Raw genomic sequence first — 26,096 nt, forward strand, 5'->3', positions numbered from 1 at the left:
CCCACGAACCCCGTCCTTGGGCGCGAAATGTAACCGTGGTGCCTGCCATGCGACCACGCCAATGTATCCGACAAACGATCGTTAACCCACCGGATAGGCAGGCATTTCGCCCGGATTAAGGCGAACGTGCCGCAATCCTAGCTGATCTTGGTTACCAGGAGTTTCCCGGGGGGAGCCGCCAACCAAACGCCGAAGCGACGGGTCTCTTTCAGGACACGTCCGGTCCGAAGGCCGCGGCAATCCGGCCACCGACGATGCCGCGACCGACTTCGCCCACGGGACGCGCGGTGCGGCGGGCAGCCTCGCCTTCGACCACGCGCCAGGCGGTACGGTCGGCGAGCAGCGCGGTCAGGACAGCGTGGTTGAGCTTGTGGCCGCCACGCACCGAGCGGTAGGCGCCAAGCAGCGGCAGGCCGGCCAGCGAGAGGTCGCCGATCACGTCGAGCACCTTGTGGCGGGCGCATTCATCGGCGTAGCGCAGGCCCTCGGGATTGAGCAGCCGCTCATCGTCGAACACGACGGTGTTGTCGAAGGAAGCGCCGAGGGCATAGCCCGCGCCCCAGAGCCGCGCGACATCGCACATCAGACCGAACGTCCGGGCCCGGCCGATTTCGCGGCGGAAACCTTCAGGGTTGAGATCGAAGACGTAGCTCTGCTGGCCGATGACGGGATTGGTGAAGTCGATCTCGACCTCGACGCGGAACCCGCTGGTGTGCGGCCTGATCTCGCCGAAGGAGTCGCCGACCTTGACCGAGATCGGCTTCAAAACCTGAATGAGGCGGCGCTGCGCCGGCTGGGTGACGATGCCGGCCTGTTCGATCGCCGCAATGAAGGCCGCGGCGCTGCCGTCCATGATCGGCACTTCGGGACCATCGATCTCGATGGTGGCGTTGTCGACGCCCATGCCCCGCAGTGCGGCAAGCACGTGCTCGGCGGTGGATACCAGCGGCCCGCTGCGGTCGCCGAGAACGGTAGCGAGGTCGGTCGCCACCACCTGCTCGGCGGTCGCCTGAACTTCACGGTCGCTTCCCTCGAGGCCCGTACGGACAAAAATAAAACCTGCGTCGACAGGCGCAGGCCCAAGGGTGAGAGTGACGGGAAGACCGGAATGAACGCCTACGCCTGCCACAGAGGCTTGCGCACGAAGCGTTGTTTGCCGGTTGAATTTCATCAGGAACCGCCCCACTACGACCATCGCGACTTATACAAACTCGCTTCGCCGGCCAGTGCCGACGCCCCGCGAATCCGTATCCCCAAGTCACGGCAAACCATAGTCACTGCCTCAAACAGCGCCAACTCACGCTTTTTTACCGATTGTTACCCCAAACCCGCCGTATTCGCGCCAAGGCTTAACCAAATTGAACCCAGGCTCGAGGCGGTTATCGGCAGTTTTACTGAACCACCGAATGTGTAATTAATGATTTAAAATCAGTTGCTTGGCAGAACAATCCGGATCTGAGCGGGATAAAGGGAAAGGTCCCGGCAAGCTTGCTGCCGGGACCTTTTTCCGTCTGCCTTATTGTAACAATCCTCAGGTCGCCTGCCGCCGCAGGAAGGCCGGGATATCAAGATGATCGTCGCCCTGTGGCGCCGGCGCAACAGGCGCGGGGCGGCCGTGCATATCCAGGCCCTGCGGCGCGGGACGACGGGCATACTCTGATACCGGCTCGCTTGATGCGATCTGCTGCGCCACGGTCTTCTGCGGGCGACGCTCGGGCAGCGGCGGCATGGCGGGGCCGGCGGTGCGGGCGGCGACCGGCGGCTCGCTCTCCTCGTCGCGACGGCCGAGGCCGACATTGGCGAGGCGCTGAAGCAGCGACAGGCGGGTCTTCTGCGGGGTCTCTTCCTCAACCTCGCCGCGGGCCTGACGAATCTCGGCCTGGGCCGGCATCGGCAGTTCCTCGATGCGCGGCATCCGCGGCGCGCGGACCGGCGGACGTTCCGCCTGCGGCGGGATGAAGTTTTCGGGCGTCATCGGCTCCTGCATTGCGATCGGGGCCATGTCGGGCTCCGGAAACAGGGTCGGTTTCTGTGCGATCGGCCGCACGGTGACGTCGCCATAGGTCTGTGTCGGCGCCGGCGCCTGCGGGGCTTCGGCAACGGCAGCGGCGATGGCGGCGAGCGCAGCGCGCTCGACGTTCTGACGGGGCGCGGCAGCAGCCGGCGCCGACGCGGCGGCCGGGCTCTGCGCTTCCAGCTTCTGGGCGCGCTCGGCCAGACGCTGGTTGTCGGCACGGAGCCGCGCGGTCAGGTCGGCGAGACGGCTCTCGGCGGCGGCGGCAGGCGCGGCGGCCTGCTGCGCCTGCGGTGCCGGGTTTGCGACTGGCGCGGAGGTCGCCTGGCTGTTGCGGGCGATCGCGGCCTGCTCGATGCCGGTGGCGACCACCGAGACGCGGATCAGGCCGTCGAGCGCTTCGTCGAAGGTCGCGCCGACGATGATGTTGGCGTCCTGGTCGACTTCCTCGCGGATGCGGGTCGCGGCCTCGTCGACCTCGAACAGGGTGAGATCCTTGCCGCCGGTGATGGAGATGAGGAGGCCCTTGGCGCCCTTCATCGAGCTGTCGTCGATCAGGGGGTTGGCGATCGCCGCTTCCGCGGCGGTCAGCGCGCGCTTGTCGCCGGAGGCTTCGCCGGTGCCCATCATTGCCTTGCCCATCTCGCGCATGACGGCGCGGACGTCGGCGAAGTCGAGGTTGATCAGGCCTTCCTTGACCATCAGGTCGGTGATGCAGGCGACGCCAGAATAGAGCACCTGGTCGGCCATCGCGAACGCGTCGGCGAAGGTGGTCTTCTCGTTGGCGACCCGGAACAGGTTCTGGTTCGGGATGATCAGGAGCGTATCGACGACCTTGTGCAGTTCGTTGATGCCGGCTTCCGCGGTGCGCATGCGCCGGCCGCCCTCGAAGTGGAACGGCTTGGTCACGACGCCGACGGTGAGGATGCCCATGTCGCGCGCGGTCTTGGCGATCACGGGAGCGGCGCCGGTGCCGGTGCCGCCGCCCATGCCGGCGGTGACGAACACCATGTTGGCGCCCGAGAGATGGTCGCGCAGCTCGTCGATCACCTCTTCCGCCGCGGCGGCTCCGACGTTCGGCTGCGAGCCGGCGCCAAGCCCTTGCGTGACCGCCGTGCCCATCTGCACGATGCGCTGCGCCTTCGACATCGTCAGCGCCTGCGCGTCGGTGTTGGCGACCACGAAATCGACGCCCTGGAGGCCCGCCGTGATCATGTTGTTGACGGCGTTGCCACCGGCGCCGCCGACGCCGAACACGGTGATCCGGGGCTTCAGTTCGTGAATATCAGGAACATTGATGCTGATGGTCATGGTTGCCTCTCGATCACGCGCGCGTGGGTTCGCCCCGGCCGGCGGCCGCGGGAGTTGGTGAAAATCGAAGATTGCGGAAAGCAGTCATCAGAAGCCCTCGCGTAGCCATCGTCCGACCTTTCCGAAATATCCGCCGGTCCCTGTCCTGACCTGCTGCCGCGTATGCCGCGGTTCGACATGTTCGAGGTGAACATATTGCGGGTAGACGAGGAGTCCGGCCGGCACCGCGAACGCGGCGTTCTTCGCCTCGTTGGGCAGCCGGCCGAAACCGAGCGGACGGCCGACCCGCACGGGCCGGCCGAGAATCTGGGTGCCGAGCTCGACGAGACCGGTGAGCTGCGAGGCACCGCCCGACAGCACGACGCGGCCGTTGGGCTCTGAGGCGAAGGGCGAATCCTTCAGCTTGTCCCGAACCATTTCGAAGACTTCCTCGGCACGGTGCTTGACGATGTTGGCGATGGTGGCGCGGGAGACGATCTGCGGCAGATCCTGCTCGTCACCGGCTGTCGGCACAGACATCAGCTCACGCGAGTCCGATCCGCCGGTGATGACGGTCCCGTATAACGTCTTGATTCGCTCGGCATCGGCAATGGTCGCCGAGAGTCCGCGCGCAAGATCCATCGTGATGTGTTGCCCGCCGACCGCAAAACCCGCCGCATGCACGAAACGGCCGCCGGCATAGACCGCGATTGTGGTGGTGCCCGCGCCCATCTCGACGACGGCGGCGCCGAGATCGGCCTCGTCGTCGGTCAGCACCGACAGGCCGGCCACGTAGGCGCTCGCCGCCATGGCTTCGACATTAATGTGGCAGCGTTCCACCGCCAGCATCAGGTTCCGCGCCACGGTGGCGTCGCAGGTGACGACGTTCATGTCGACGCCGAACTGGTGCGCGACCATGCCGCGGGGATCGCGGATTCCTTTGACACCGTCGAGCGTATAGCCGACCGGCAGCGCGTGCAGCACGGTGCGGCCCTCGCCGGTGGCGTGGCGCATGCCGGTGGAGGTGACGCGGCTGACATCGGCGGGCGTCACGGCGCCGCCACGGATGTCTGCGGCGGCTTCGACCAGTTGGCCGGAGAGCCGGCCGCCGGAGACCGAGAGCAGCACCGACTCGACCCGCACTTTGGCCATTTTCTCCGCGAGCCCGACGGCCTGGCGCACCGCCTGCTCGCATTCGCCGAGATCGATCACCGCGCCGGCCTTCATCCCGCGCGACTGGATCTGGCTGTAGCCGATCAGTTCCACCGCATGGGTGCGGCCGCGCAGCGCATCGCTCGGGGGCGACGGCTTCAGCCGTGCGATCATGCAGGCGATCTTGCTGGTGCCGATGTCGAGGCAGGCGACGATGCCGCCGCGCTTGTGCGGCATCGGGCGCGTCTTCGGCGTCTGGGTGCGATCGAGACCGGTCATGCGGAATCCCCGGCCTTCTTTTTCTTCTTGTCCTTGAACTGATCTTCTCGCGCCTTGGCGGCGTCCTCGGACAGCTGCACCACCAGCCGATCGGGCAGGCGCAAGTCGACGGCGACGATATCGCGGGAGAACAGCCTGTCGTCCTTGTCGAGCTTCGACAGCATCGCCAGCGCGTTGCCGACGTCCTGCTCGGGCAGGCGGATGTCGAGGCCGTCCTTGAGCCTCAGATTCCAGCGCCGCTCACCAACGAAGATCGCGGCCTTCGTCACCGAATTGACCTGCGGATAGCGCGCCAGCAATGCCAGGAAATCGCGCGCCTGCGTGTCGGCTCCCTTGCCGACCACGAGCGGCAGCGACAGGAAGCGGCGCGAGACGTAGGGTTCGAGCACGGCGCCGTCATCGGCGATGACGGAGAGCCGGCCGGCCTCCTGCCACAGCGCGAACGCCTTGCGCTCGGTGAGCTCGATCATGAGCTGGCCCGGATAGAGCTTCAGCACGGTCGCATCCGCGATCCAGGGATTGGCCTTGAGCTTGTCGCGCACCGCTTCGGCGTCGAGGAACAGCAGCGAGGAGCGGCCGCTGACGCCGCCGATTGCGAGGATCTCGTCCTGGGTGAGCTGCTTGCGGCCGTTGATCACGACCGAAGTGATGCGGAATCCGGCGGAGTTGGCGAGCGCGTTGCGGGCGTCGCTGACTGCGGTGATGAAGTCCTGGAGATGGCCGCCCTTGACGATGCCGAAGCCGCAGCTCCCGATCAGCAGCAGCACGGTCATGCTAAGTCCGACCCGGCGCGGGAGATAGCGCTCGACCAGCGCAACGACGCGCGGTGGCGGCTCACGCTCGACGACGGCCTTGGCCCTGCTCTTGATCTTGTCCTTGGCTGCGGCGCGCGCGGCCTGGAGTCTTTCCTGGCGCTTGTCCTGCACCCACTCGCGCAGAAGCACGACCGCTCCAACCGCGGCCGCCTTCAGGTCAGCTTGGGGCCTCAGCGATCTGAAAAGTGATCGGGTGAGGCTTCCTGCTCCATCCATTGCACGAGCTCGTCAACAGTTTCCCCGCGACATCGCGCGGATCCTGGCGAACATGACGTCTCGGACCTGCCGGGCCGGGTGCTGGTCTTCAGCAGAAGAAAACCTCTCCCCTTCAAAGCGTTCGCTGGAGGTGACATCACCCGCGACAGCTCACGCGCCGGCAGCCAAAGCGCCATATGCGCCGCCAGCGTTAACCTTCGGACGTCCTGGTAAACAAAAGGTAAAATTCGTTAACGACATGCGCATTTTGCCCGGCGATATCCGGTATTTGTGGCGCGATGTCCGGCATTTTACCGGTTTTGGCCGCCAAACCGGGCGATTTCGCCGATCCGGCCGTTAACCAGTTCCGATTATTTCTGCACGCGCTGCCCGGCGAGCTCGACCAGGCCGCGCAGGAAGTCGACGAACTCGATCCCTGCGGCTTTCAGCGCCTTGGGGTAGAGCGAGGACTTGGTCAGCCCGGGGAGCGTGTTGGTTTCGAGATAGACGAGGCCCTTGTCCGAGACGATGAAGTCCGAGCGGGAATAGCCGGTGCAGGACATCGCGCGATGCGCCAGCATCGCCTGCTCCTGGAGTGCTGCGGTGATCTCGGGGGCGAAGCGGCCGGGGCAGATCTCCTGGGTCGACTTCAGCAGATACTTCGCCGCGTAGTCGAAATTACCCTCGCCCGGAATGATCTCGATCGGCGGCAGCGAGATGATCGAGCCATCGGTGCGCTCCAGCACGCCGCAGGTCGCCTCGACGCCGGCAATGTAGGGCTCGATCACATACTCTTCGTGCTTGGCCGCATTGCGGACGGCGACGAGGTCCTGCTTGGCGTTGACGAAGATCAGCCCATAGCTCGAGCCGTCGCGCGCCGGCTTCGCGATCAGTCTTCCGTATTCGGCGAAGGCCTCGTCGATATTATCAAGCGCAACGCTCGCTGGCGGCGTCACGCCGCCGAGGGCGGCGAACCGCTTGGCCGCGATCTTGTCGAAGGCGAGATGCGAGGAGGCCGAACCCGAGCCGGTGAAGGGCACGCCGCGCGCCTCGCACATCACCTGCAATTCGCCGTTCTCGGCCCGTCCGCCATGCAGGCCGAGCACCAGCACCCGTCCTTCGGCCTTGGCCTGGTCGAGCGCCTGCTCCAGCGGAATGCCTGTTGTACCCGGCTTGAACTCGTCCTCGAATGGGCGGGCATGTTCGAGCAGCTGCCGCGACTGGACGACATGCACCTTGTCCTCGACGTCCCACCACCAGAGATCGGCCTCGGGCAGTGCCTGATGCAGGGCCTGGGCTGAAGCGACCGAAACCAGACGCTCCCGGTTGGAGCCGCCGAAGAGGATGGTGATGCGCATGTTCATAGTCCGTAATCTCTCAGTTCGTCATTCCGGGGCTCGCGCAGCGAGAACCCGGAATCCATCTGGCCGCAGAGACGGTGGGGAAATGGATTCCGGGTTCGCGACTTCGTCGCGCCCCGGAATGACGGCCATCATGATATCCCGATCCGCTTGATTTCCCAGTGTAGCTCGATTCCGGAATTTGCCTTCACCCGTTCGCGCACGGTCTCGCCCAGCGTCTCGATATCGTGCGCGGTGGCATCGCCCGTGTTGATCAGGAAATTGCAGTGCATCTCGGAGACCTGCGCGCCGCCAACGCGCAAGCCGCGGCACCCGGCGGCGTCGATCAGCCTCCAGGCGGAGTGTCCCGGCGGGTTCTTGAAGGTCGAGCCGCCGGTCTTTTCCCGGATCGGCTGCGCAGTCTCGCGATGGCTTTGCACCTCCGCCATGCGCGCGCGGATTGCCTCCGCATCCCTGATCTCGCCGCGAAAGCGGGCGGTGGTGAAGATGATGGAGGGATCGACGCCGCTGTTGCGGTAGACGAACTTCATGTCGGCGTTGGAGAAGACATGCTTCGTGCCGTCGCGCCCCACACCCCTCGCCTCGATCAGCACATCCTTGGTCTCACCGCCATTGGCGCCCGCATTCATGCGCAGCGCGCCGCCGATCGTGCCGGGAATGCCGAAGTAGAATTCGAGCCCGCCGATATTCGCGGACGCCGCCACCTCGGCCACGCGCCTATCGAGCGCGGCAGCGCCGGCGGTGACGACATCGCCGCTCGCGCTGGCATCGCCGAAGGCGCGCGGCGAAAGGCGGATCACGACGCCCGCAATGCCACCATCGCGCACGATCAGGTTGGAGCCGACGCCGACGACATGGACTGGAATGTCGGAAGCGAGATGCGCGAGGAAATAGGCGAGATCGTCCTCATCCGCCGGCGTGAACAGAACCTGCGCCGGCCCCCCGACACGAAACCAGGTGAGATCGGCCAGCGACTGGTTCGCCAGCAGCCGGCCCCGCAGATCAGGCATCGCGGCCTTGAGGTCGGGCGTGATGTCCGGAAAGCTCATGCCGCCTCCGAGAGTGAGGTAGGCAAGCTGCTTCTCTTCCCTCCCCCCTTGTGGGGGAGGGTCAGGGAGGGGGGTAGCCCCAAGCGAGGTCGGAGTTCGTGGCTACCCCTCTCCCCCACCCTCCCCCACAAGGGGGGAGGGAGCGCAATGTGCCGCGTGGCGACATAGGAGCTGCACAAGCGCATGTTCACCCCAGCGCCTTCAATTCGCCGGGCAGCGCATACGCCCATTGCGTGATGTTGCCGGCCCCGAGGCACACCACGAGATCGCCGGGCTTCGCGAGCCCCTTGACGATGCCCGCGAGCTCCGATGTCGCCGGCAGCGGGATCACCTCGCGATGGCCGTGCGCGCGCAGGCCGGCGACGAAGTGATCGCGGTCGATGCCCTCGATCGGCGTCTCGCCTGCGGCGTAGACGTCAGCGACAACAACCGCATCGGCGTCGTTGAAACAGGTGCAGAATTCCTCGAACAGGGATTGCAGCCGGGTGTAGCGGTGCGGCTGCACCACGGCGATCACCTTGCCGGTGTAGGAATCACGCGCCGCTTTCAGCACGGCCGCGATCTCCACGGGGTGATGGCCGTAATCGTCGATGATGGTGACGCCGTTCCATTCGCCGGTCTTGGTGAAGCGGCGCTTGACGCCGCCGAAACCTGCAATGGCACTGCGGATCTGGTCGTCGGACACACCGAGCGCGTGAGCGACCGCAATCGCCGCCGTCGCGTTGGAGGCGTTGTGCCGGCCCGGCATCGGTAGCGCGAGGTCGGCGATCTCATGCGTGGTGCCTGCCTTGCGGTTGCGGATCACGACCTTGAACTTCGAGCCGCCGCCGCCCGCGGTGAGATCGACCAGGCGCGCATCGGCCTGCGGATTTTCCCCGTAGGTGATGATGCGGCGGTCCTCGATCTTGCCGACGAGGCTCTGCACGACCGGATGATCGATGCACATCACTGCAAAGCCGTAGAACGGCAAATTCTCGACGAAGTGACGGAAGGCGTCCTGCACGGCGTCGAAGGTCTTGAAGTGGTCGAGATGCTCGGGGTCGACGTTGGTGACGATCGCGACATCGGTCGGCAGCTTCAGGAAGGTGCCGTCGCTCTCGTCGGCCTCCACCACCATCCAGTCGCCGGCCCCCAGCCGCGCGTTGGAGCCGTAGGCATTGATGATGCCGCCGTTGATCACGGTGGGATCGAGCCCGCCGGCGTCGAGCAGCGTTGCGACCATCGTGGTCGTCGTGGTCTTGCCGTGGGTGCCGGCGATGGCGACGCAGCTCTTCAGCCGCATCAGCTCGGCCAGCATCTCGGCGCGGCGCACCACGGGAATGCGCCTCTCGCGCGCCGCCATCAATTCCGGATTGTCGCGCTTGATCGCGGAGGACACGACCACGACCTCGGCCCCATCGACATTCTCGGCCTTGTGGCCGACCGAAACCTTCGCGCCCTTCTTGCGCAGACGGTCGAGATTGTAATTGTCGGAGGCGTCCGAGCCCTGCACCGCATAGCCGAGATTGACCAGCACCTCGGCGATGCCGCTCATGCCGATCCCGCCGATCCCGACGAAGTGGATGGGTCCGATCTCGCGCGGCAGTCTCATGGCTGTGTCTCTGTCTATTCCGGCTGCGGCCGCGGGATTACACCTGTCGTGGCCGGCCAGCGGCGAATCTCCTCCACTTCATGCAAGACCGGACGGATCGGGACAAGCCCGGTACGGCCTCCAAACGAGGTAATTTCCCGCTTGGATGCCCAATTTTGGCCCGTTTCGCGGACCGCGCCCCCGCGCTCGGGGACCATGTCGTCGCTGAGGTCAGACGGAGCCGGTTCGCGCGGCCGCCTCATCCTGGAGATCGAGCACGCGAAGATAGTTGCGCAGGCGATTGGCCTCGAGCGCGCCAATGAGCTTGTTCTGATGATACGGCAACAGGAGATCGGCGAGCGGCGCGCTCCAGGGAGCGTCCAGATCGAAGATCACGCCGAGCCCGAATACGGCCGGGATCTCGGCAAAGCCGAGCTCGCGGCCGCCCCTGAGCGCGTCGGCCAGAAAGTCGTCGATCGCCGTCATCACGCCATTGCGGGCGCCGCCGGAGATCTCGGCAAACGCGAACTGGCCCATGCCGCGAAAGCCGCGCCCATCGACAAGGGCTGCCTGACCGGGAATCGCACCGGCGTCAAAGCTGTAGGCGTGGCGATACTCGGGTGGAATTCGCTCGGGCGCATAGTAGAAATCGCGCCGACCACACGGCCAGCCGATATCGTGCACAAAGACCAGAAGCGGCTTGCCGGCGCGACGGCTGATCGCATCGATGTGGCCGAGCTCGTTGTAGACCGTGTACCAGTTGTGATCGCCATCGACGACCCAGGCATCGGCCTCGTCAATGTCGGCGAACGCCTCCAGGCTCGTCTTGGCGAGATGGCGAATGTCCGGGCCGAGCTTGAGCCACGCCATGAACTCGCGCTTCGGCGACGGATCGATGGTGGTGAGCCGTCCACCGCGCGCGCGGCAATGCGCGGCAAGGAAGGACGACATCCCACCGTATTCCGAACCGATCTCGACGATCTCTCGTGCATCCGCCAGCGCGAGCGCCTCGAGGATAAGGTCGGAGAACTCCGAGAGGGAATGAATCAGCAGGCCTGTCACGGGCAAATCCTCCGCCTTGTTAAGGGAGTAAACAGGCGCGATCGGCCCGGCCGCGCGCGACCATCGAGCCGAAAGAGCTGTCCGTGATCTTGTACGGCGCGCGGGCTAAATCCCGGCGGTTTTCACCACGAGGTCCGCGAGCCTTTCGGCCGCATCGAGCCGCCCTGCCCCCTTCGCGGCCGCGGCCATGGCGGCGAGGCGCGCGGGCTCGGCGGCCAGGCCGGAGATTTCGGCGGCGAGACGATCGGAGGTGAACTCGGTCTGCGGGATCCGGATCGCGCCGTCGACCTTGGCCAGCACGCCGGCATTGGCGAACTGGTCCTGGTCGATCGAGCCGGGCAGCGGCACCAGGATGGAGGGCCGGCCGATCGCCGCGAGCTCGGCGACGGTGCCGGCGCCGGAGCGCGACACGATCAGGTGGTTGGAGGCGAGCCGCGCCGGAAGGTCAGTGAAGAACGGCGCGAGCTCCACCTTGATCTTGAGCTTGTCGTAGACCGCGCGCACGCGGCTCATGTCCTCGTCGCGCACCTGCTGGGTGAGAACGAGCCGGCTCCACAGCGCAGGTTCGAGGCGCTCGATCGCGCCCGGCACGATATCGGCCATGATGCGCGCGCCCTGGCTGCCGCCGACGACGAGCAGGCGCAGCGGGCCATTCACCTCGGGGGGGCTATACTTTACCGCAGCGGCGGCGAGAACCGCCGGCCGCATCGGCGTGCCGACGGTCGTGGTCTTGGCCGACAGCGCCGGATCGCGATCGAGCACGCCGGGCAAGGACGTTGCGATGGCGCGGACGCGGCTCGACAGGAACCGGTTGGCGCGGCCGAGCACGGCGTTGGCGTCGTGGATGATGCTCGGCACGCCGGCGAATTTCGCAGCGACCAGCGGCGGCAGCGTCGGGTAGCCGCCGAAGCCGACGACGGCGACCGGCTTGAGCCGCTTGATCAGACGGTAAGCAGAGAGCGTGCCCGCAGCGAGCGTGAGGCCGGCATAAGCGAGTTGCAACGGATTGCGGCCGCGCGCGGTCTCGCTTCTGACGACGTCGATCATGTCATTGCTGAACAGCCCGCTATAGCGCAGCGCGCGCTCGTCGGTGACGAGGCGGACGCGATAGCCGCGCCGGATCAATTCGACGCCGAGTGCCTCGGCCGGAAACAGATGGCCGCCGGTGCCGCCCGCGGCGAGAAGAATCAGGGGGGACTTGTCCATAATGAGGGAGTTTTACAGGGAGTTTTCGGTCATTGCGAGCGCGGCCACAAAGGTGTTCGTGCCCCGGGCGCAGCGCAGCGCGTCGCTCTGGCGACGTGGTGCGCTGCTGAACCGGGGCCCATGGCTGCGGCATTCTGGGTCCCGGATCTGCGCTTCGCTTGTCCGGGACACGAAACCTGCATCACGCGTAGCTGCGCATCGCCTCGGCGTGGCCGCTCGCCTCGACCTCGGTGCGCGGGCGCAGCCGCGTCAGCGCCAGCATCATGCCGACACCATAGGCGAGCGAGACGATCGAGGAACCGCCATAGGAGATGAAGGGCAGCGTCATGCCCTTGGCGGGGATGAGCTGCAGGTTCACCGACATGTTGATCGCGGCCTGCACGCCGAACAGGATCGCAAGCCCCGAGGCCGCGAAGCGCGAGAACATGTCCTCATTGGCATAGGCGCGCGACAGCGTGCGGATGACGACGAAGGCGAACAGCGCCAGCATGGCGAGGCACAGGATGATGCCGAACTCCTCGGCCGCGACTGCGAACACGAAGTCGGTGTGGCTGTCCGGCAGGCTGCGCTTGGCGATGCCCTCGCCCGGTCCGAGCCCGAACCAGCCGCCGTTGTAGAAGGCCTCCATCGCGGTATCGACCTGGAAGGTGTCGCCGGAGGCCGGATTCATGAAGCGCCTGATGCGGCCGGCGACGTGCGGGACGAACAAGTAAGCGCTGAACAGGCCCGCGGCGCCGAGACCTGCGAGGCCGAACACCCAGATCATGCGCATGCCCGCGATGAAGAACAGTGAGCCCCACACCATCAGGACCAGCATGGTCTGGCCGAAATCGGGCTCCATCACCAGCAGCGCGACCAGCATCAGGAGCAGCACCACCGCCATCGAGGTCGCGGGCATCTCCGGCCGCCTGGTCGATTCCGCGAACAGCCAGGCGGCGATGACGACGAATGACGGCTTGGCGATTTCGGAGGCCTGGATGTTGACGCCGAGCAGCGTGATCCAGCGCCGCGAGCCCTTCACCTCAGGGCCGATCGCGAGCGTGAGCACGATCAGGATGATGCTGATCGCGAAGATGACGAGCGCGCTGCGGCGGATGGCGCGCGGCGACAGGAAGGAGACGCCGACGAGCACAATGCAAGACGGCAACAGGAACAGCACGTGGCGGCTGAAGAAGTGGAATGGGTCGAGCCCGATGCGGGTCGCCACCGGCGGGCTCGCCGCCAGCGACAGGATCACCCCGGTCAGCATCAAGGCCAGGATGGCGCCCATCAGCGGCTTGTCGACGGTCCACCACCACTCGGAAAAGGGGGTGCGTTCTTCACGGGAGAGCATGGGCGGCCGCTTTCGGACGGAGGTCGGTCCATTGGTCGCCGAGGTTGGTTACCGGGGGGTTAATGAAGTGGATGAAGTTGTGAACAGTCTCGTGCCCCGGACGCAGCGCAGCGCTCTTGCGGTGCGCTGCAGAGCCGGGGCCCATTGCGGCTTCTGGGTTCCGGCTCGCGCTACGCGCATCCGGGACACGAGCGCTCACACCACCGGCTTCGCGCCCGGCAGCGCCTGCACCAGTTCGCGGAACCTGGTGCCGCGGATCTCGAAGTTGCGGTACTGGTCGAAGGAGGCGCAGGCCGGCGACAGCAGCACGACGGCGTCGGTGAGGCCGGAGGCTTCCGCATCGCGCGCGGCGTGCTCGACCGCGACATCGAGGGTCTGGCTTATCTCGTGCGCAACCTGCGAGCCCAGCGTGCCCGAAAACTCCTGGGCGGCCTCGCCGATCAAATAGGCTTTGCGGATGCGCGGGAAGAAGCCCGTCAGGCTCGTGATGCCACCTGCCTTCGGCTTGCCGCCGGCGATCCAGAAGATGTCGGCGAAGGACGACAGCGCGTGCGCGGTGGCGTCCGCGTTGGTGCCCTTGGAATCGTTAACGAACAGCACGTTGCCGCGGCGGCCAACCTGCTCCATGCGATGTGCCAGGCCCGGAAAGCTGCGCAGACCGTTCTGCAGCACGTCCTGGCTGATGCCCATGGCGAGCGCGGCGGCCGCCGCACAGGCCGCGTTCTGCGCATTGTGCTGGCCGCGCAGCGAGCCGATGCCGCCGAGCGCGGCGATCTCGCTGCGGGCCCCGCCCGAGGCGCGCACGATATTGCCATGCTCGACATAGATTCCGCTCGCCAGTGGGTTCTTGACGGAGATGCGCACGACGTTCTTGCCGGCGCGGTCGAGCCGGTCGGCGATGTCGCGGCAATAGCCGTCATCGACGCCGACGATCGAGGTGCCGCCCGCCTGCACGCCTGCGACGAGGCGCTCCTTCACGGCAGCGTAGTGCTCGATCGTGCCGTGCCGGTCGATATGGTCCTCGCTGACATTGAGCAGGATGCCGACGGAGGGATCGAGCGAGGGCGTGAGGTCGATCTGGTAGGACGACATCTCGATGACGTGGACGCGCCCCATGCGCGGCGGCTCCAGCGACAGGATCGCGGTGCCGATATTACCGCCCATCTGGGTGTCATAGCCGGCGACTTTCGTCAGGTGCGCGATCAGTGCCGTCGTGGTCGACTTGCCGTTGGTGCCGGTGATGGCGACGAACGGTGCGTCCGGCGCGTGGCGCCGCCGCTCACGGCAGAACAGCTCGATGTCGCCGATCACCTCACAGCCGGCCTCGCGCGCCTTCAGCACGCTCCAGTGCGGCACCGGATGGGTGAGCGGGACGCCGGGCGCGAGCACGAGGGCGGCGAAATTGGTCCAGGAGACGTTGCGCAGATCCGCGGTGATGAAGCCGGCCTGCGCGGCCTTGGCGACGTTCTCGGCATTGTCGTCGGCGGCGATCACCTCGGCGCCGCCGGCCTTCAGCGCGTGGCAGGAGGCGAGCCCGGAGCCGCCGAGGCCGAACACCGCGACCGTCTTGCCGGCGAAGGATGTAATCGGGATCATCGCGTGACCATCACCGCAGCTTCAGCGTGGACAGCCCGGCGAGCGCCAGCATCACCGAGATGATCCAGAACCGGATCACGATCTGCGGCTCGGTCCAGCCGAGCTGCTCGAAATGATGGTGGATCGGCGCCATCCGGAAGATGCGTTTTCCGGTGAGCTTGAACGACACCACCTGCACGATGACCGAGACCGCCTCCAGCACGAACAGGCCGCCGATGACCGCGAGCACGATCTCGTGCTTCACCGCGACCGCGATGGCGCCGAGCATGCCGCCGAGCGCGAGCGAGCCGGTGTCGCCCATGAAGATCGAGGCCGGCGGCGCATTGAACCAGAGGAAGCCGAGGCCGGCACCCAGCAATGCACCGCAGAGCACCGCGAGCTCGCCGGTGCCGGCGACGTATTTGATCTGGAGATATTCGGCGAACACGGCGTTGCCGGCGAGATAGGCGATCATCGCAAAGCTCGCGGTCGCGATCATCACCGGCACGATGGCAAGGCCGTCGAGGCCGTCGGTGAGATTCACCGCGTTGCCGGAGCCGACGATGACAAAGGCGCCGAACACCACAAAGAACCAGCCGAAATGCAGCACGGTGTCCTTGAGGAACGGGATCGTCAGCGCGGTCGAGGCGGGATCGCGGTTCAGCCGCACCAGCGCGTAGCAGGCCACCAGCGCGATCACCGCCTCGATCAGCAGGCGAAGCTTGCTGCCGAATCCGGTCGTGGTCTGCTTGGTCACCTTGAGGTAATCATCATAGAAGCCGACGAAGCCGAAGCCGAGCGTCACCGCCAGCACGATCCAGACATAGGGGTTGAGCGGATTGGCCCACAGCACCGTGCCGACGGTGAGGCCGGACAGGATCATCAGCCCGCCCATGGTGGGCGTGCCCTTCTTGGCGAGATGCGATTGCGGGCCGTCGGAGCGGATCGGCTGGCCCTTGCCCTGGCGGATGCGCAGATGATCGATGATCCAGGGCCCGAACAGGAACACGAACAGCGCGCCGGTCACCACCGCGCCACCGGTGCGGAAGGTGATGTAGCGGAAGACGTTCAGGAAGGTGCGAACGGCACCGAAGCCCGGAAATGTGTTGGAGAGCTCGATCAGCCAGTAAAACATTCAGACGGTCCTATGGCGCCTTTGCACACGCAGCCTTGGCCTTGTTCCTGGCCATTGTCTTGGCCTCAACGTGCCTCACGGGCATTCGCTGGTCTTCGTCATGGGTCGCGCGACCTCTGGGAAAACGGACGGCTTCGCGCCACAAAGGGTGGGATTCGGGAACAGCGCCTTCCAAGCAGTTTACGCCTTCGCCTGCAAGGCGGCCATCAGGCCCGGCACAAACTTGTTGACCCAGAACATCTTTTTGCTGCCCTTGACAACCACGACATCCCCTGCCTTCAGCAGGCTCGCAACCTCGCTCGGCTTCAGCGTGGCGGGATCATCGTGCCAGCCGAGGCCCTTGCCCGATGGCAGCACGTCGTAGAGGTGGCGCATCAGAGGACCGACGCAGTAGACGCCGTCGATGCCCTCGAGATATCTGGCGAGGCCGGTGTGATAGCTCGGTGCGTCCTCGCCCAGCTCGAGCATGTCGCCGAGAACCGCGATGCGGCGGCCTTCGCTCACGTGGCGCGCCTGGAGGCTTTGCAGCGCAGCCGCCACGCTGGCCGGATTGCCGTTGAAGCTGTCGTCGATCACGGTGATATCGCCGACCGCCTGCTCGACGCCGCGGCCGGTCATGATGCCGACGCGGTCGAGCTTGATCGCGAGCGTCGCGACGTCGAGATGCGCAGCATGAACGGCGGCAAGTGCTGCCAGCGCATTGTGCACCCGGTGCGGCGCGCCAGGGGTGAGGCTGAAGGCGATCTCCTTCTTGCCGATCGCAGCCACGACCTGCCAGCTTTCGCCGTGGGGCGCGTGCGCGACCTCGTGCACCTCGGCATGCTCGCCGCCGAAGCGCACGACCTTGCCCTTCCACTCGGGCGCCTTGATCCCGGCGGGCAGCACCAGCACACCATTCTCGGGCAGGCCGAGCGCGATCGACACCTTCTCGCGCCGGATGGCTTCCAGCGAGCCGAGCTTTTCCAGATGCACGGGCTGCACGTTGACGACGAGCGCGACCGTCGGGCGCGTCAATTCGCTGAGCCGCGCGATCTCGCCCTGCTGGTTCATGCCCATCTCGACGACCCAGAGGCTGGCATCCCGCCTGGCGTTGCAGAGCGTCAGCGGCACGCCCCAGAAATTGTTGAAGCTCGACGGGCTCGCATAGGCGTTTGGATAGGCGGCGAGAAATTCCTTGGTGCTGGTCTTGCCGGCGCTTCCAGTGAGCCCGATCACCGGTCCGGCAAAGCGCGCGCGCGCGGCACGTGCAAGGCCCCAGAGACCGTCGATCAGCGTGTCCCTGACGACGATCTGCGGAATGCGGATGCCGGCGATCTCGTGCGGCACGATCATCGCCACCGCGCCCGAAGCTTCCGCCTTGTCCGCGAACTCCCAGCCGTCGCGCGCGCTGGCGAAGGCCGAGACGAAGCCGCCGCTCGGCGTGCCGCTGAGCGCGACGAACAGGCTGCCCGGCTTCACCAGCCGGCTGTCCTGCGTGATGAAGTCGATTCCCGTGTCCGGGAATGATCCGGTGACGCCCAGCGCACGCGCGACCTCGGCAACCGTCCATATTGGCGCGCTCATGCAACCCTCGACGCTAGTGCGGCGGCAACCGCCTCGTGATCACTGAAGGGCAGAACTTCTCCGCCCACGATCTGCCCGGTCTCATGGCCCTTGCCGGCGATAAGCAGCGCATCGCCTGCTTCCAATTCCTCGATCGCGGCGCGGATCGCGGCAGCGCGGTCGCCGATCTCCCGGGCGCCCTTCGCGGTGGCGAGGATCGCGGCACGGATGGCTTCCGGCTGCTCGCTGCGCGGATTGTCGTCGGTGACGATGACGCCGTCGGCGTTCTCGGCCGCGATCTCGCCCATGATCGGACGCTTGCCGGCATCGCGGTCGCCGCCGGCGCCGAACACGACGACCAGCCTGCGCTTCGCATAAGGCCGCAGCGCCTGCAGCGCCTTCGCGAGCGCATCGGGCTTGTGCGCATAATCGACGAAGATCGGGGCGCCGTTGCGCTCGCCGACACGCTCGAGCCGGCCCTTGGCGCCTTCGAGATGTTCGAGAGTTGCCAACACATCTGCCGCATCGCTGCCGGTGCCGATGGCAAGGCCCGCCGACACCAGCGCGTTCTCGATCTGGAATTCGCCGACCAGCGGCAGCCGGATGGCGAAGCGCTTGCCGCGATGTTCGAGCGTGAGCTTTTGCGCGAAACCTTCGACCACGGCCTCCGTGAGGCGGATGCCCTCGCCTGCTCCGTCGCCGTTGCGGCCGACCGCCATGACGCGCAGGCCGCGCGCCTTGGCGGCGTCGATCGCTTCGGCCGAGCAATCATGATCGGCCGAGATCACCGCGGCACCACCCGGCGGCACCAGCTCGCGGAACAGGCGCAGCTTTGCCGCGAGATAATGCGCAACGCTCGGATGATAATCCATGTGGTCGCGCGAGAGGTTGGTGAAGCCGCCTGCGGAGACGCGCACGCCGTCGAGGCGATACTGGTCGAGCCCGTGCGAGGAGGCCTCGAAGGCGAGATGCGTGACGCCCTCGCGCGCGATCTCGTCGATCTGCCGGTGCAGCGCGATCGGATCGGGCGTCGTCAGCGAGCCATAGACGGTGCGTTTGGGCGAGACGAGACCGATGGTGCCGATGCTGGCGGAGGCATGCCCCAGCCGCTCCCAGATCTGACGTGTGAAGGCCGCGACCGAGGTCTTGCCGCTGGTTCCGGTCACGGCGGCGATCGTCGCGGGCTGCGCGGGAAAGAGCTTTGCCGCGGCCAGCGCCAGTGTGCGGCGCGGATTGGCCGCAGTGATAAACGGCACCCTGGTCGCCGCAGGCGCATGGTCGCCAACGACCGCGATCGCGCCCCCGGCAATTGCAGCATCGATGAAGCGCGCGCCGTCGGTCTTGCTGCCCGCGAGTGCGAAGAAGAGATCGCCCGGCTTGACCATGCGGCTGTCGAGCGTAATGCCGCTCACGTCGAGCGCCGCAACAGCGGGCTCGATCGCGGCGTCATTGCCCAGAACATCCGGGCCTAGGAGGTCGCGCAGCTTCATGGTCTTCCAGTCGCCATGCCCTGCCGGAAAGCCGAATCCCTTGGAAAATCCCGACTCAGCACCGGCGATGGCCCACCCGGTTGATTACTGGGTTGTCCTGGATGCTGCAAGAATAAGGCGGTCGGACGGCGGCAGGTCGAACCGCGGCTCGACGCCCAGGAGCGGCGCGATTCGCTCGATCACCTTGCCGCCGGTCGGCACCGCGTTCCAGCCGGAGGTGATGAAGCCATGCGTTTCGGGCAGCGCCTGCGGCTCGTCCAGCATGATCAAGACGTGATATTTGGGATCGTCGCACGGCAGGATGGCGGTGAACGAGTTGAGCACGCGCTTCTTGGCGTAGCGCCCGTTGATGACCTTCTCGGACGTCCCGGTCTTGCCGCCGACGTAATAGCCCTTGACGTCGGCGGTCTTGGCGGTGCCGATCTCGGCATTGAGCCGCATCAGGTACCGCATCTTGTCGCTGGTATCCGTCTTGATCACGCGCTTGGCCATCGCCATGGCTTCGGATTCGCTGCGCTTCATGAACGTCGGCGGAATCAGATAGCCGCCGTTCACCAGCGCGTTGATGCCCATCACGGCTTGCAGCGGTGCCACCGACAGGCCCTGGCCGAACGCGGCGGTGACCGTGTTCAACTCGCTCCAGCGCCGCGGGATCAGCGGCGCCGCGCTCTCCGGCAGCTCGGTGCGCAGCCGCGTCATCTGGCCCATCTTGGCGAGGAACGCCTTGTGCGCCTCGACGCCCTGATTGAGCGCAATGCGCGCGGCGCCGATGTTGGACGAGTAGGTGAACACTTCCTTGGTGTTGATGAAACGCCCGAGCGGATGACTGTCGTGGATCGTGAACTTGCCGTAGTGCAGGTTTCCGCGTGCGTCCCACATCGAGTTCAGGTTGACCTTGCCGGAATCGAGCGCCATCGCCAGCGTGAACGCCTTGAAGGTCGAGCCCATCTCGTAGACGCCGGTGGTCAGGCGGTTGATGCGATCGGGGTCGTGCGCTTCCTTCGGATTGTTGGGATCGAAATCCGGTAGCGAGACCATCGCCACGATCTCGCCGGTCTTGACGTTGGAGACGATGCCGGAGGCGGCCTTGGCGTGGAACTTGTCCTTGGCCTTGAGGAGTTCGTCGCGCAGCGCATGCTCGACGCGCAGATCGACCGAGAGCTCGATCGGCTTCTGCAGCCGGTCGGTGGCGAAGCCGGCGCGATGGAGATCGGCGAGCCCCTGGTTGTCGAGCCACTTCTCCAGGCCCGCGATGCCCTGGTTGTCGATGTTGACGAGACCGATGATGTGGGCGACCTCGTTGCCCGTCGGATAGACGCGCTTGTTCTCGCGCAGGAAGCCGATGCCGGGAAGGCCGAGCTTGTGAATGGCTTGCTGCTGCGCCGGCGTGACCTCGCGCTTGAGCCAGGCGAAGCCCTTGCGCGACTTCAGGCGCTCGCGCACCTCGGCCTCGTCGAGGTCGGGAATGGTCGCCGTCAGGAGCTCGATCGCCTCATCCTTGTCGATGATGCGGCGCGGCTCGCTGAACAGGCTCGCGGCCTTGACGTCGGTCGCAAGGATCGCGCCGTTGCGGTCGACGATATCGGGCCGCGCGGTCGCAACCACCTCCTGCGCCGCGGCGCGGCGCGCCCCGTGGGCGTCCGCGCCGATCGCGAACATCACGAGCCGCCCGCCGATCAGGGCATAGACCGAAGCGAAGGCGAGTATCGCAAGGCCCACGCGCGCTCGCGCCTTCACGGCGCGATCGACATTGCGCCCGTAGAGCAGGCTGCGGATCAGCCGCTGCCGCCACGGTTCAGCCGGCTTCTCGGTCGGTTTTGCAGGCGTTGCCGCGCTCATTGCTTGTCCTCGGGCTGAGGCACGGAGCCCGTCACGGTATCGGGATCGCTCGCGGCTTCGATGGCGTTTAGCATGGCCCCGATCGGATCGGGATCGCCCGGCCTGAACATCCGCGGCGGGCGCTCCGGCAGATTCTTCAGCGAGTCATATTGCGTGCCATTGACCGGCTTGAGGTGCAGATGCCGGTCGGACAGGCCTTGCAGCCGCAGCGGAGCATCGAGCTTGGCCCACTCGGCCCGCAGCGCCGCGATCGCGTCGCGCTCCTCGCGGATCTCTGCACGCAGCCGCAGCACCTTCTCGGTGCGCGCCGTGGAGTCCATCTTGATCCGGTAGACATGGGCCGCCGCGAAGATCAGCGCACCAATGACGAGGAGGTGGATGATGCGCATGCGCTAGCCGCCCCTCATCACGTCGGAGAGTTTCGGCCAGGGCGATGCCTCGTCGGTCTCGTGCGCCGGCGCCGAGGTGCGCTCGGCGGCGCGCAGCTTTGCGGAGCGCGCGCGCGGATTATGCGCAACTTCGTCTTCGCCGGCGACGACGGGCCGCCGCGTCAGAACCTGGAAGCTCGGCGTCACTTGCGCCACTTCCGGCAGATGTCGCGAACCGCCGCCGGTTCTGGAGCGCTCAGTGAGAAAATTCTTGACGATGCGGTCTTCCAGCGAATGGAACGAGACCACGACGAGGCGGCCGCCGGGCTTGAGCATGCGCTCAGCTGCAGCGAGCGCGGCCTGGAGCTCGTCGAGTTCCTCGTTGACGAAGATGCGTAGCGCCTGGAACGTCCGCGTTGCCGGATGAATGTCCCCCGGCTTGGAGCGAACCACCCTTCCGACGAGATCGGCAAGCGCGCGCGTGGTGGTGAACGGGGTCTCCTGCCGGTCCGCGACAATGGCGCGCGCGATGCGGCGCGAATGCCGCTCCTCGCCGAGGAGATAAATGATGTCGGCGAGATCGCCTTCCGACGCACGCGCGACCACGTCGGCTGCGGTCGGGCCCGTCTGCCCCATCCGCATGTCGAGCGGACCGTCGAGGCGGAAGGAGAATCCACGGCCGGCCTGGTCGAGCTGCATCGAGGACACGCCGACGTCCATCACGACGCCGTCGATCGCCTCGACGCCTTGCGCCGCGCAGACCTCGGCAAGATTGGAGAAGCGGCCTTCGACCAGCATCAGCCGGCCCGCGGAGCGTTCGACCAGGTCGGCACCGCCGGCAATCGCCGTGCGGTCGCGATCAATGGCGATGAGTCGGGTTCCCGGCACTTCCAGGATCGCGCGGCTATAGCCGCCGGCGCCAAAAGTGGCGTCGACATAGACGCCGCCGTCGCGCGGAGCGAGATGCGCGACGGCCTCCCGACCCAGAACGGGGATGTGCGGAACCGAGCTCATGCGAAACGCCTGCCGACCGACCGGCCTGACATCCAAGCAAGATCGGGGACGAACAAGCCCATAACGCCTCGAATCATTACGCGTCGCGGCGGTTCCACGACAAAGCCCTCGTCCAGCATGGTTACCGGGCCCGGTCGTCCCAGGCCACAAACCCAGTGTTCCCAGTGGAATTTGTCGGGCAGCCATGGGATTTCGAGCCAAAATACGCTTTGGCCGCCTCCGGACGCGGGTCGGCACTTCATCCCTCAGTAACGGCCCTTAGCGTTAAGAAAGCGTTGCTCGACTCGATACAAGTCGTAAAGGTGACGAGCGGGGTGATGCCTCATCCACACACATCGCCGAAATGCATCCGTTAACCGCGCCGCGCGATTGCGTCCGGTGGACGGTAAAGGAATAGTAAAGAGAAGGGCTTGCCCCACTCTCCGTTCGTTCGAGCTGCTCATGCCCTCCGGTTCGTCCACACCGTCTGGATCTGATTCGAAGCGTCAACGCGTTCTCCCGGTTCCCAAGACCGTGGCGAGCCTGCGGACGTTCGAGCCCGACTCATCGATCGTCTCGGACATCATCCCCTCGCCCAATCATGGCGAGCGCAACAAGGGACGGCAGCCGGACATGATCGTGCTGCACTACACCGGCATGCCCGATGTCGAGGGCGCGCTGGCACGGCTGTGCACGGCCGGCAGCGAAGTGTCGGCGCATTATGTCGTGCTCGAGGACGGCCGCATCGTGCAATGCGTGCCCGAGACCAAGCGCGCCTGGCACGCAGGCGTCTCTTCCTGGGCCGGCGAGGACGACATCAACTCCTGCTCGATCGGCATCGAAATCATCAATCGCGGCCACGACTGGGGCTATCCCGAGTTTCCGCTGCGCCAGATCGCCGCCGTGATCGCGCTGTGCCGCGGCATCATGCTCCGGCGCAAGGTGCCGGCCCACCGGGTGCTCGGCCATTCCGACGTTGCGCCCGCGCGCAAGAAGGATCCCGGCGAAAAATTTCCATGGCATTCGCTGGCCAATTCCGGCGTCGGCCACTGGGTCACGCCCGCTCCGATCGTGCGCGGTGAGACTCTCATGCTCGGCACCATCAGCGACGCCGTGCTGAGCATGCAGCAGGCGCTCGCCAGGTACGGCTACGGCGTGCCGCTGACCGGCAAATACGACGCCGCGACGATGGAAGTCGTCATCGCCTTCCAGCGCCATTTCCGTCCGGCGCGACTCGATGGCGTCGCCGATCATTCGACGCTGTCGACGTTGCAGGCTCTGCTGGCGAGCCTGCCGGCGGAAGAAACGACGGTGGCGTCGAAGTAACGGCGTAGACCACGCAATTCACTCTCGTGTCCCGGACGCGCGAAGCGCGAGCCGGGACCCAATCGGCGATGCAGCCCGCTGCGACGAGATGGGCCCCGGCTCTGCAGCGCATCGCCATAGAGGCGCTGCGTCCGGGGCACGAGAGCATCACTCCATCTCCCTCATCCTTCGCGCATAGAGCCTCCGCAACGGCTCGAGCTGCGTCGCCTCCGTCGCCGCATGATAGGCCTCGCGCGCCTGCTCCGTCCTCCCGAGCCTCCGCAACAGATCCGCGCGCACTGCGGGCAATAGCTCATAGCCGCGAAGCCCGCCGCGCGCGGTGATCGCATCGACGAGATCGAGCGCTCGTGCCGGCCCATCGACCATCGACACCGCCGCGGCGTGGTTCAGCTCGATCACCGGCGACGGGTTGATGCGCAGCAGCACCTCGTAGAGTCCCGCAATCTGCGGCCAATCGGTTTCCTCAAAGCTCGGCGCACGCGCATGCAGAGCGGCGATCGCGGCTTGCACCGCATAGGGCTGCGGCCGGCCGGGCACGCGCAGCGCATCGTCGACCAGACGCAGGCCCTCATCGATCTGCCCACGATCCCACAGCGAGCGGTCCTGCTCTTCGAGCAGCACAATGTCGCCGGCCGGCGTCTCGCGTCCGGCGCGGCGGGCATCGTGCAGCAGCATCAGGGCCAGCAGGCCCTTGATGCCGGCGCGATCGGGCATCAGCCGATCGAGCAAGCGGCCGAGCCGGATGGCCTCGGCCGCAAGATCGGGCCGCATCAGGTCCGCGCCCTCGGTCGCGACATAGCCCTCGGTGAAGACCAGATAGATCACGGCGAGCACGCCATCGAGCCGCGGCGCCAGCGCGTCGCGCTCGGGCACCTCATAGGGGATGCCGGCAAGCCTGATCTTCTGCTTGGCGCGGACCAGCCGCTGCGCCATTGCCTCCTCGCCCACGAGAAACGCGCGCGCGACCTGCGCTGTCGACAGCCCGCAGACGGTGCGGAGCGTCAGCGCGACCTGTACCTCGGGCGCGAACGCGGGATGGCAGCAGGTGAAGATCAGCCGCAGCATGTCGTCGTCGAGCGTTGCCGGCGGCTCGTCGACGGCTTGCGCGTTGAGCTCGAGTTCATGCACCAGCGCCTGCTGCTTGCCGCGGAAGACGGCCTGGCGGCGGATGCGGTCGATCGCCTTGTGCTTGGCGACATTGACCAGCCAGGCGCGCGGATTGCCGGGGACCTCACATGCCGCCCAGCGTTCCAGCGCGACGGCAAAAGCATCCTGGAGCGCGTCCTCGGCGAGATCGAAATCACCGACGAGACGGATCAGCGTGGCCAGCGCCCGCCCCGCCTCGTCGCGGAAGATCTTGTCGATCTCGCCAGGGGTCATGTCACGCGATCATCCCCTCTCGTCATTCCGGGGCGCGGCAAAGCCGCGAGCCCGGAGTGACGAAGGTGAGAGCCGTCACTTCTCGTACACCCAGATCGGCCGCACCTCGATCGAGCCGATCCGTGCGCTGGGAATCCGCGCCGCGATCCCGATGGCCTCGTTGAGATCCTTCGCCTCGACCAGGTAGTAGCCGCCGAGCTGCTCGCGTGTTTCCGCGAACGGACCATCTGTCGTCAGCGTCTTGCCCTCGCGCACGCGCACGGTCGTCGCGGTCGTGGTCGGCTGCAAGCGGTCGCCGGCCTTGAAGTTGCCGTTCTGGATGATGGATTGCGTGAAGGCCTGGTATTCGGCCAGCATCTTCTGGCTCGTCGCCGCGTCGTTCTTCGCGTACTCGATCTCGTTCTGATAGATCATCAGCAGATATTGCATTGCTTCACTCCTGTTGCTCGGCCGTGTTGCCGACATCCAGTCGAACGGGACACGCACCAAACGACATCTTCAGGATAGATTATTTGCGGGCGAAGCGTGCGTTGCGATATCAGCTTGACGAAACCGTCACAAATGCCCCATGCGTAATCCGTCAGTCGGCCGGACGGCCGCTCCGGCACGTGCCGAAAGGCCGCCGGGGAGGAAAGTCCGGGCTCCCATGACATGCGGTGCCGGATAACGTCCGGCGGGGGCGACCCCAGGGAAAGTGCCACAGAGAACGAACCGCTCCCTCCTCGGAGGAAGTAAGGGTGAAAAGGTGCGGTAAGAGCGCACCGCGGTTCCGGCAACGGAGCCGGCATGGCAAACCCCACCGGGAGCAAAACCGAATAGGGACGGCTTAAGCGGGCTGTTCGCGCAAGCGATAACGCCGCGGGGCGATGTCAGGCCCGCCGTCCGGGTAGGTTGCTCGAGGCCGTGTGCAAACACGGTCCCAGAGGAATGGCCGTCACGTATCGTTCGCGCAGGCGGGCGGTGCCCTACAGAACCCGGCTTACAGGCCGGCTGATATTCTAAAGCGTTTTCGAGCGAAGTGGTTTTCCGGTTCGCGAAGAAAACGCGTCTTACCAGGAAGTGACGAGGGGTTCGGTGCCAACGCATCGGACCCCTCACCATTTTGGCCGAGCTGTCATTCCG

Annotated in this window: 21 protein-coding genes and 1 other RNA gene; 3 read left to right on the forward strand and 19 right to left on the reverse strand. The window is 66.2% G+C overall.

Annotated features, from left to right (window positions below):
- Positions 1-208: 208 nt before the first annotated feature.
- Entirely contained in the window at positions 209-1,171 is a 963-nt protein-coding gene (lpxC, locus tag ACM42_RS28035) for a UDP-3-O-acyl-N-acetylglucosamine deacetylase (protein ID WP_271530886.1), read from the reverse strand.
- Here lpxC and ACM42_RS28040 point away from each other — a divergent pair.
- Positions 1,109-1,414: a hypothetical protein gene (locus ACM42_RS28040; protein WP_271531185.1), complete on the forward strand. Its 306-nt coding sequence runs from the start codon at positions 1,109-1,111 to the stop codon at positions 1,412-1,414. The two genes, lpxC and ACM42_RS28040, sit on opposite strands and share 63 nt — an antisense overlap.
- A 117-nt stretch (positions 1,415-1,531) precedes the next feature.
- On the opposite strand, the gene ftsZ is transcribed toward ACM42_RS28040, so the two are convergent.
- The 16 genes from ftsZ to rsmH all read right to left on the reverse strand — a co-directional run bounded on the left by ftsZ (position 1,532) and on the right by rsmH (position 22,289).
- Positions 1,532-3,325, reverse strand: a complete 1,794-nt coding sequence (gene ftsZ / locus ACM42_RS28045) for a cell division protein FtsZ (protein ID WP_271530887.1) — start codon at positions 3,323-3,325, stop codon at positions 1,532-1,534.
- 87 nt (positions 3,326-3,412) lie between these two features.
- Entirely contained in the window at positions 3,413-4,735 is a 1,323-nt protein-coding gene (ftsA, locus tag ACM42_RS28050; RefSeq protein WP_028177058.1) for a cell division protein FtsA, read from the reverse strand.
- Complete coding sequence (locus tag ACM42_RS28055; protein WP_271530888.1) at positions 4,732-5,766, reverse strand: cell division protein FtsQ/DivIB; 1,035 nt, start codon at positions 5,764-5,766, stop codon at positions 4,732-4,734. The genes ftsA and ACM42_RS28055 overlap by 4 nt, the downstream gene beginning before the upstream one ends.
- Positions 5,767-6,116: 350 nt before the next feature.
- Positions 6,117-7,103 carry a D-alanine--D-alanine ligase family protein gene (locus ACM42_RS28060; RefSeq protein ID WP_271530889.1) on the reverse strand — a complete coding sequence of 329 codons (987 nt, stop codon included), beginning with the start codon at positions 7,101-7,103 and terminating at the stop codon, positions 6,117-6,119.
- Between the two features lie 134 nt (positions 7,104-7,237).
- On the reverse strand, positions 7,238-8,155 hold the full coding sequence (murB, locus tag ACM42_RS28065) for a UDP-N-acetylmuramate dehydrogenase (RefSeq protein ID WP_271530890.1): 918 nt from the start codon (positions 8,153-8,155) through the stop codon (positions 7,238-7,240).
- Positions 8,156-8,342: 187 nt separating this feature from the next.
- Positions 8,343-9,746 (reverse strand): UDP-N-acetylmuramate--L-alanine ligase, encoded by a 1,404-nt coding sequence (gene murC, locus ACM42_RS28070; RefSeq protein ID WP_271530891.1) that lies wholly within the window; start codon positions 9,744-9,746, stop codon positions 8,343-8,345.
- 210 nt (positions 9,747-9,956) lie between these two features.
- Positions 9,957-10,787, reverse strand: coding sequence for a class I SAM-dependent methyltransferase (locus tag ACM42_RS28075; RefSeq protein WP_271530892.1), 831 nt, complete (start codon positions 10,785-10,787; stop codon positions 9,957-9,959).
- A gap of 105 nt (positions 10,788-10,892) precedes the next feature.
- A complete protein-coding gene (gene murG / locus ACM42_RS28080; protein ID WP_442868952.1) occupies positions 10,893-11,993 on the reverse strand; it encodes an undecaprenyldiphospho-muramoylpentapeptide beta-N-acetylglucosaminyltransferase in 1,101 nt (366 codons plus the stop codon).
- A gap of 181 nt (positions 11,994-12,174) precedes the next feature.
- Positions 12,175-13,326 (reverse strand): putative lipid II flippase FtsW, encoded by a 1,152-nt coding sequence (gene ftsW / locus ACM42_RS28085; protein WP_271530893.1) that lies wholly within the window; start codon positions 13,324-13,326, stop codon positions 12,175-12,177.
- 195 nt (positions 13,327-13,521) lie between these two features.
- Positions 13,522-14,922: a UDP-N-acetylmuramoyl-L-alanine--D-glutamate ligase gene (murD, locus tag ACM42_RS28090; RefSeq protein ID WP_271530894.1), complete on the reverse strand. Its 1,401-nt coding sequence runs from the start codon at positions 14,920-14,922 to the stop codon at positions 13,522-13,524.
- 10 nt (positions 14,923-14,932) lie between these two features.
- Positions 14,933-16,036: a phospho-N-acetylmuramoyl-pentapeptide-transferase gene (gene mraY / locus ACM42_RS28095; RefSeq protein ID WP_271530895.1), complete on the reverse strand. Its 1,104-nt coding sequence runs from the start codon at positions 16,034-16,036 to the stop codon at positions 14,933-14,935.
- 180 nt (positions 16,037-16,216) lie between these two features.
- A complete protein-coding gene (locus tag ACM42_RS28100) occupies positions 16,217-17,599 on the reverse strand; it encodes a UDP-N-acetylmuramoyl-tripeptide--D-alanyl-D-alanine ligase (protein ID WP_271530896.1) in 1,383 nt (460 codons plus the stop codon).
- Complete coding sequence (locus ACM42_RS28105; RefSeq protein ID WP_271530897.1) at positions 17,596-19,068, reverse strand: UDP-N-acetylmuramoyl-L-alanyl-D-glutamate--2,6-diaminopimelate ligase; 1,473 nt, start codon at positions 19,066-19,068, stop codon at positions 17,596-17,598. Before ACM42_RS28105 ends, ACM42_RS28100 begins: the two co-directional genes overlap by 4 nt.
- Positions 19,069-19,152: 84 nt before the next feature.
- A complete protein-coding gene (locus ACM42_RS28110; RefSeq protein WP_271530898.1) occupies positions 19,153-20,907 on the reverse strand; it encodes a peptidoglycan D,D-transpeptidase FtsI family protein in 1,755 nt (584 codons plus the stop codon).
- The gene (gene ftsL, locus ACM42_RS28115) at positions 20,904-21,296 is read right to left on the reverse strand and encodes a cell division protein FtsL (RefSeq protein WP_131869722.1); all 393 of its coding nucleotides are present in this window, start codon (positions 21,294-21,296) and stop codon (positions 20,904-20,906) included. The genes ACM42_RS28110 and ftsL overlap by 4 nt, the downstream gene beginning before the upstream one ends.
- 3 nt (positions 21,297-21,299) lie before the next feature.
- The gene (gene rsmH, locus ACM42_RS28120) at positions 21,300-22,289 is read right to left on the reverse strand and encodes a 16S rRNA (cytosine(1402)-N(4))-methyltransferase RsmH (RefSeq protein ID WP_271530899.1); all 990 of its coding nucleotides are present in this window, start codon (positions 22,287-22,289) and stop codon (positions 21,300-21,302) included.
- 441 nt (positions 22,290-22,730) lie between these two features.
- Between rsmH and ACM42_RS28125 the strand changes: the two genes are divergently transcribed.
- A complete protein-coding gene (locus tag ACM42_RS28125) occupies positions 22,731-23,594 on the forward strand; it encodes an N-acetylmuramoyl-L-alanine amidase (RefSeq protein ID WP_271530900.1) in 864 nt (287 codons plus the stop codon).
- Between the two features lie 147 nt (positions 23,595-23,741).
- Here the strand turns inward: ACM42_RS28125 and ACM42_RS28130 are convergent, their stop codons facing one another.
- The gene (locus ACM42_RS28130; protein ID WP_271530901.1) at positions 23,742-24,974 is read right to left on the reverse strand and encodes an RNA polymerase sigma factor; all 1,233 of its coding nucleotides are present in this window, start codon (positions 24,972-24,974) and stop codon (positions 23,742-23,744) included.
- Between the two features lie 75 nt (positions 24,975-25,049).
- Positions 25,050-25,403, reverse strand: a complete 354-nt coding sequence (locus ACM42_RS28135) for a YciI family protein (protein WP_271530902.1) — start codon at positions 25,401-25,403, stop codon at positions 25,050-25,052.
- Between the two features lie 151 nt (positions 25,404-25,554).
- Between ACM42_RS28135 and rnpB the strand changes: the two genes are divergently transcribed.
- An RNA gene (gene rnpB / locus ACM42_RS28140) (RNase P RNA component class A) lies at positions 25,555-25,972 on the forward strand.
- Positions 25,973-26,096: the final 124 nt, after the last annotated feature.

Origin of the sequence: Bradyrhizobium sp. CCBAU 25338 (assembly GCF_028128965.1) — a bacterium.
GTDB classification, from domain to species: Bacteria; Pseudomonadota; Alphaproteobacteria; order Rhizobiales; family Xanthobacteraceae; genus Bradyrhizobium; species Bradyrhizobium liaoningense.

Excerpts from the sequence above, each read along its gene's own strand:
- ACM42_RS28105 (WP_271530897.1), bottom strand. The coding sequence starts at position 19,068 with ATGAAGCTGCGCGACCTCCTAGGCCCGGATGTTCTGGGCAATGACGCC.
- ACM42_RS28110 (WP_271530898.1), bottom strand. The coding sequence starts at position 20,907 with ATGAGCGCGGCAACGCCTGCAAAACCGACCGAGAAGCCGGCTGAACCG.
- ACM42_RS28125 (WP_271530900.1), top strand. The coding sequence starts at position 22,731 with ATGCCCTCCGGTTCGTCCACACCGTCTGGATCTGATTCGAAGCGTCAA.
- ACM42_RS28055 (WP_271530888.1), bottom strand. The coding sequence starts at position 5,766 with ATGGATGGAGCAGGAAGCCTCACCCGATCACTTTTCAGATCGCTGAGG.
- ftsL (WP_131869722.1), bottom strand. The coding sequence starts at position 21,296 with ATGCGCATCATCCACCTCCTCGTCATTGGTGCGCTGATCTTCGCGGCG.
- rsmH (WP_271530899.1), bottom strand. The coding sequence starts at position 22,289 with ATGAGCTCGGTTCCGCACATCCCCGTTCTGGGTCGGGAGGCCGTCGCG.
- murG (WP_442868952.1), bottom strand. The coding sequence starts at position 11,993 with ATGGACAAGTCCCCCCTGATTCTTCTCGCCGCGGGCGGCACCGGCGGC.
- ACM42_RS28135 (WP_271530902.1), bottom strand. The coding sequence starts at position 25,403 with ATGCAATATCTGCTGATGATCTATCAGAACGAGATCGAGTACGCGAAG.
- lpxC (WP_271530886.1), bottom strand. The coding sequence starts at position 1,171 with ATGAAATTCAACCGGCAAACAACGCTTCGTGCGCAAGCCTCTGTGGCA.
- ACM42_RS28100 (WP_271530896.1), bottom strand. The coding sequence starts at position 17,599 with ATGAGCGCGCCAATATGGACGGTTGCCGAGGTCGCGCGTGCGCTGGGC.
- ftsW (WP_271530893.1), bottom strand. The coding sequence starts at position 13,326 with ATGCTCTCCCGTGAAGAACGCACCCCCTTTTCCGAGTGGTGGTGGACC.
- ftsZ (WP_271530887.1), bottom strand. The coding sequence starts at position 3,325 with ATGACCATCAGCATCAATGTTCCTGATATTCACGAACTGAAGCCCCGG.
- murB (WP_271530890.1), bottom strand. The coding sequence starts at position 8,155 with ATGAGCTTTCCGGACATCACGCCCGACCTCAAGGCCGCGATGCCTGAT.
- murD (WP_271530894.1), bottom strand. The coding sequence starts at position 14,922 with ATGATCCCGATTACATCCTTCGCCGGCAAGACGGTCGCGGTGTTCGGC.
- ACM42_RS28060 (WP_271530889.1), bottom strand. The coding sequence starts at position 7,103 with ATGCGCATCACCATCCTCTTCGGCGGCTCCAACCGGGAGCGTCTGGTT.
- ftsA (WP_028177058.1), bottom strand. The coding sequence starts at position 4,735 with ATGACCGGTCTCGATCGCACCCAGACGCCGAAGACGCGCCCGATGCCG.
- murC (WP_271530891.1), bottom strand. The coding sequence starts at position 9,746 with ATGAGACTGCCGCGCGAGATCGGACCCATCCACTTCGTCGGGATCGGC.
- ACM42_RS28040 (WP_271531185.1), top strand. The coding sequence starts at position 1,109 with ATGAACGCCTACGCCTGCCACAGAGGCTTGCGCACGAAGCGTTGTTTG.
- mraY (WP_271530895.1), bottom strand. The coding sequence starts at position 16,036 with ATGTTTTACTGGCTGATCGAGCTCTCCAACACATTTCCGGGCTTCGGT.
- ACM42_RS28130 (WP_271530901.1), bottom strand. The coding sequence starts at position 24,974 with ATGACCCCTGGCGAGATCGACAAGATCTTCCGCGACGAGGCGGGGCGG.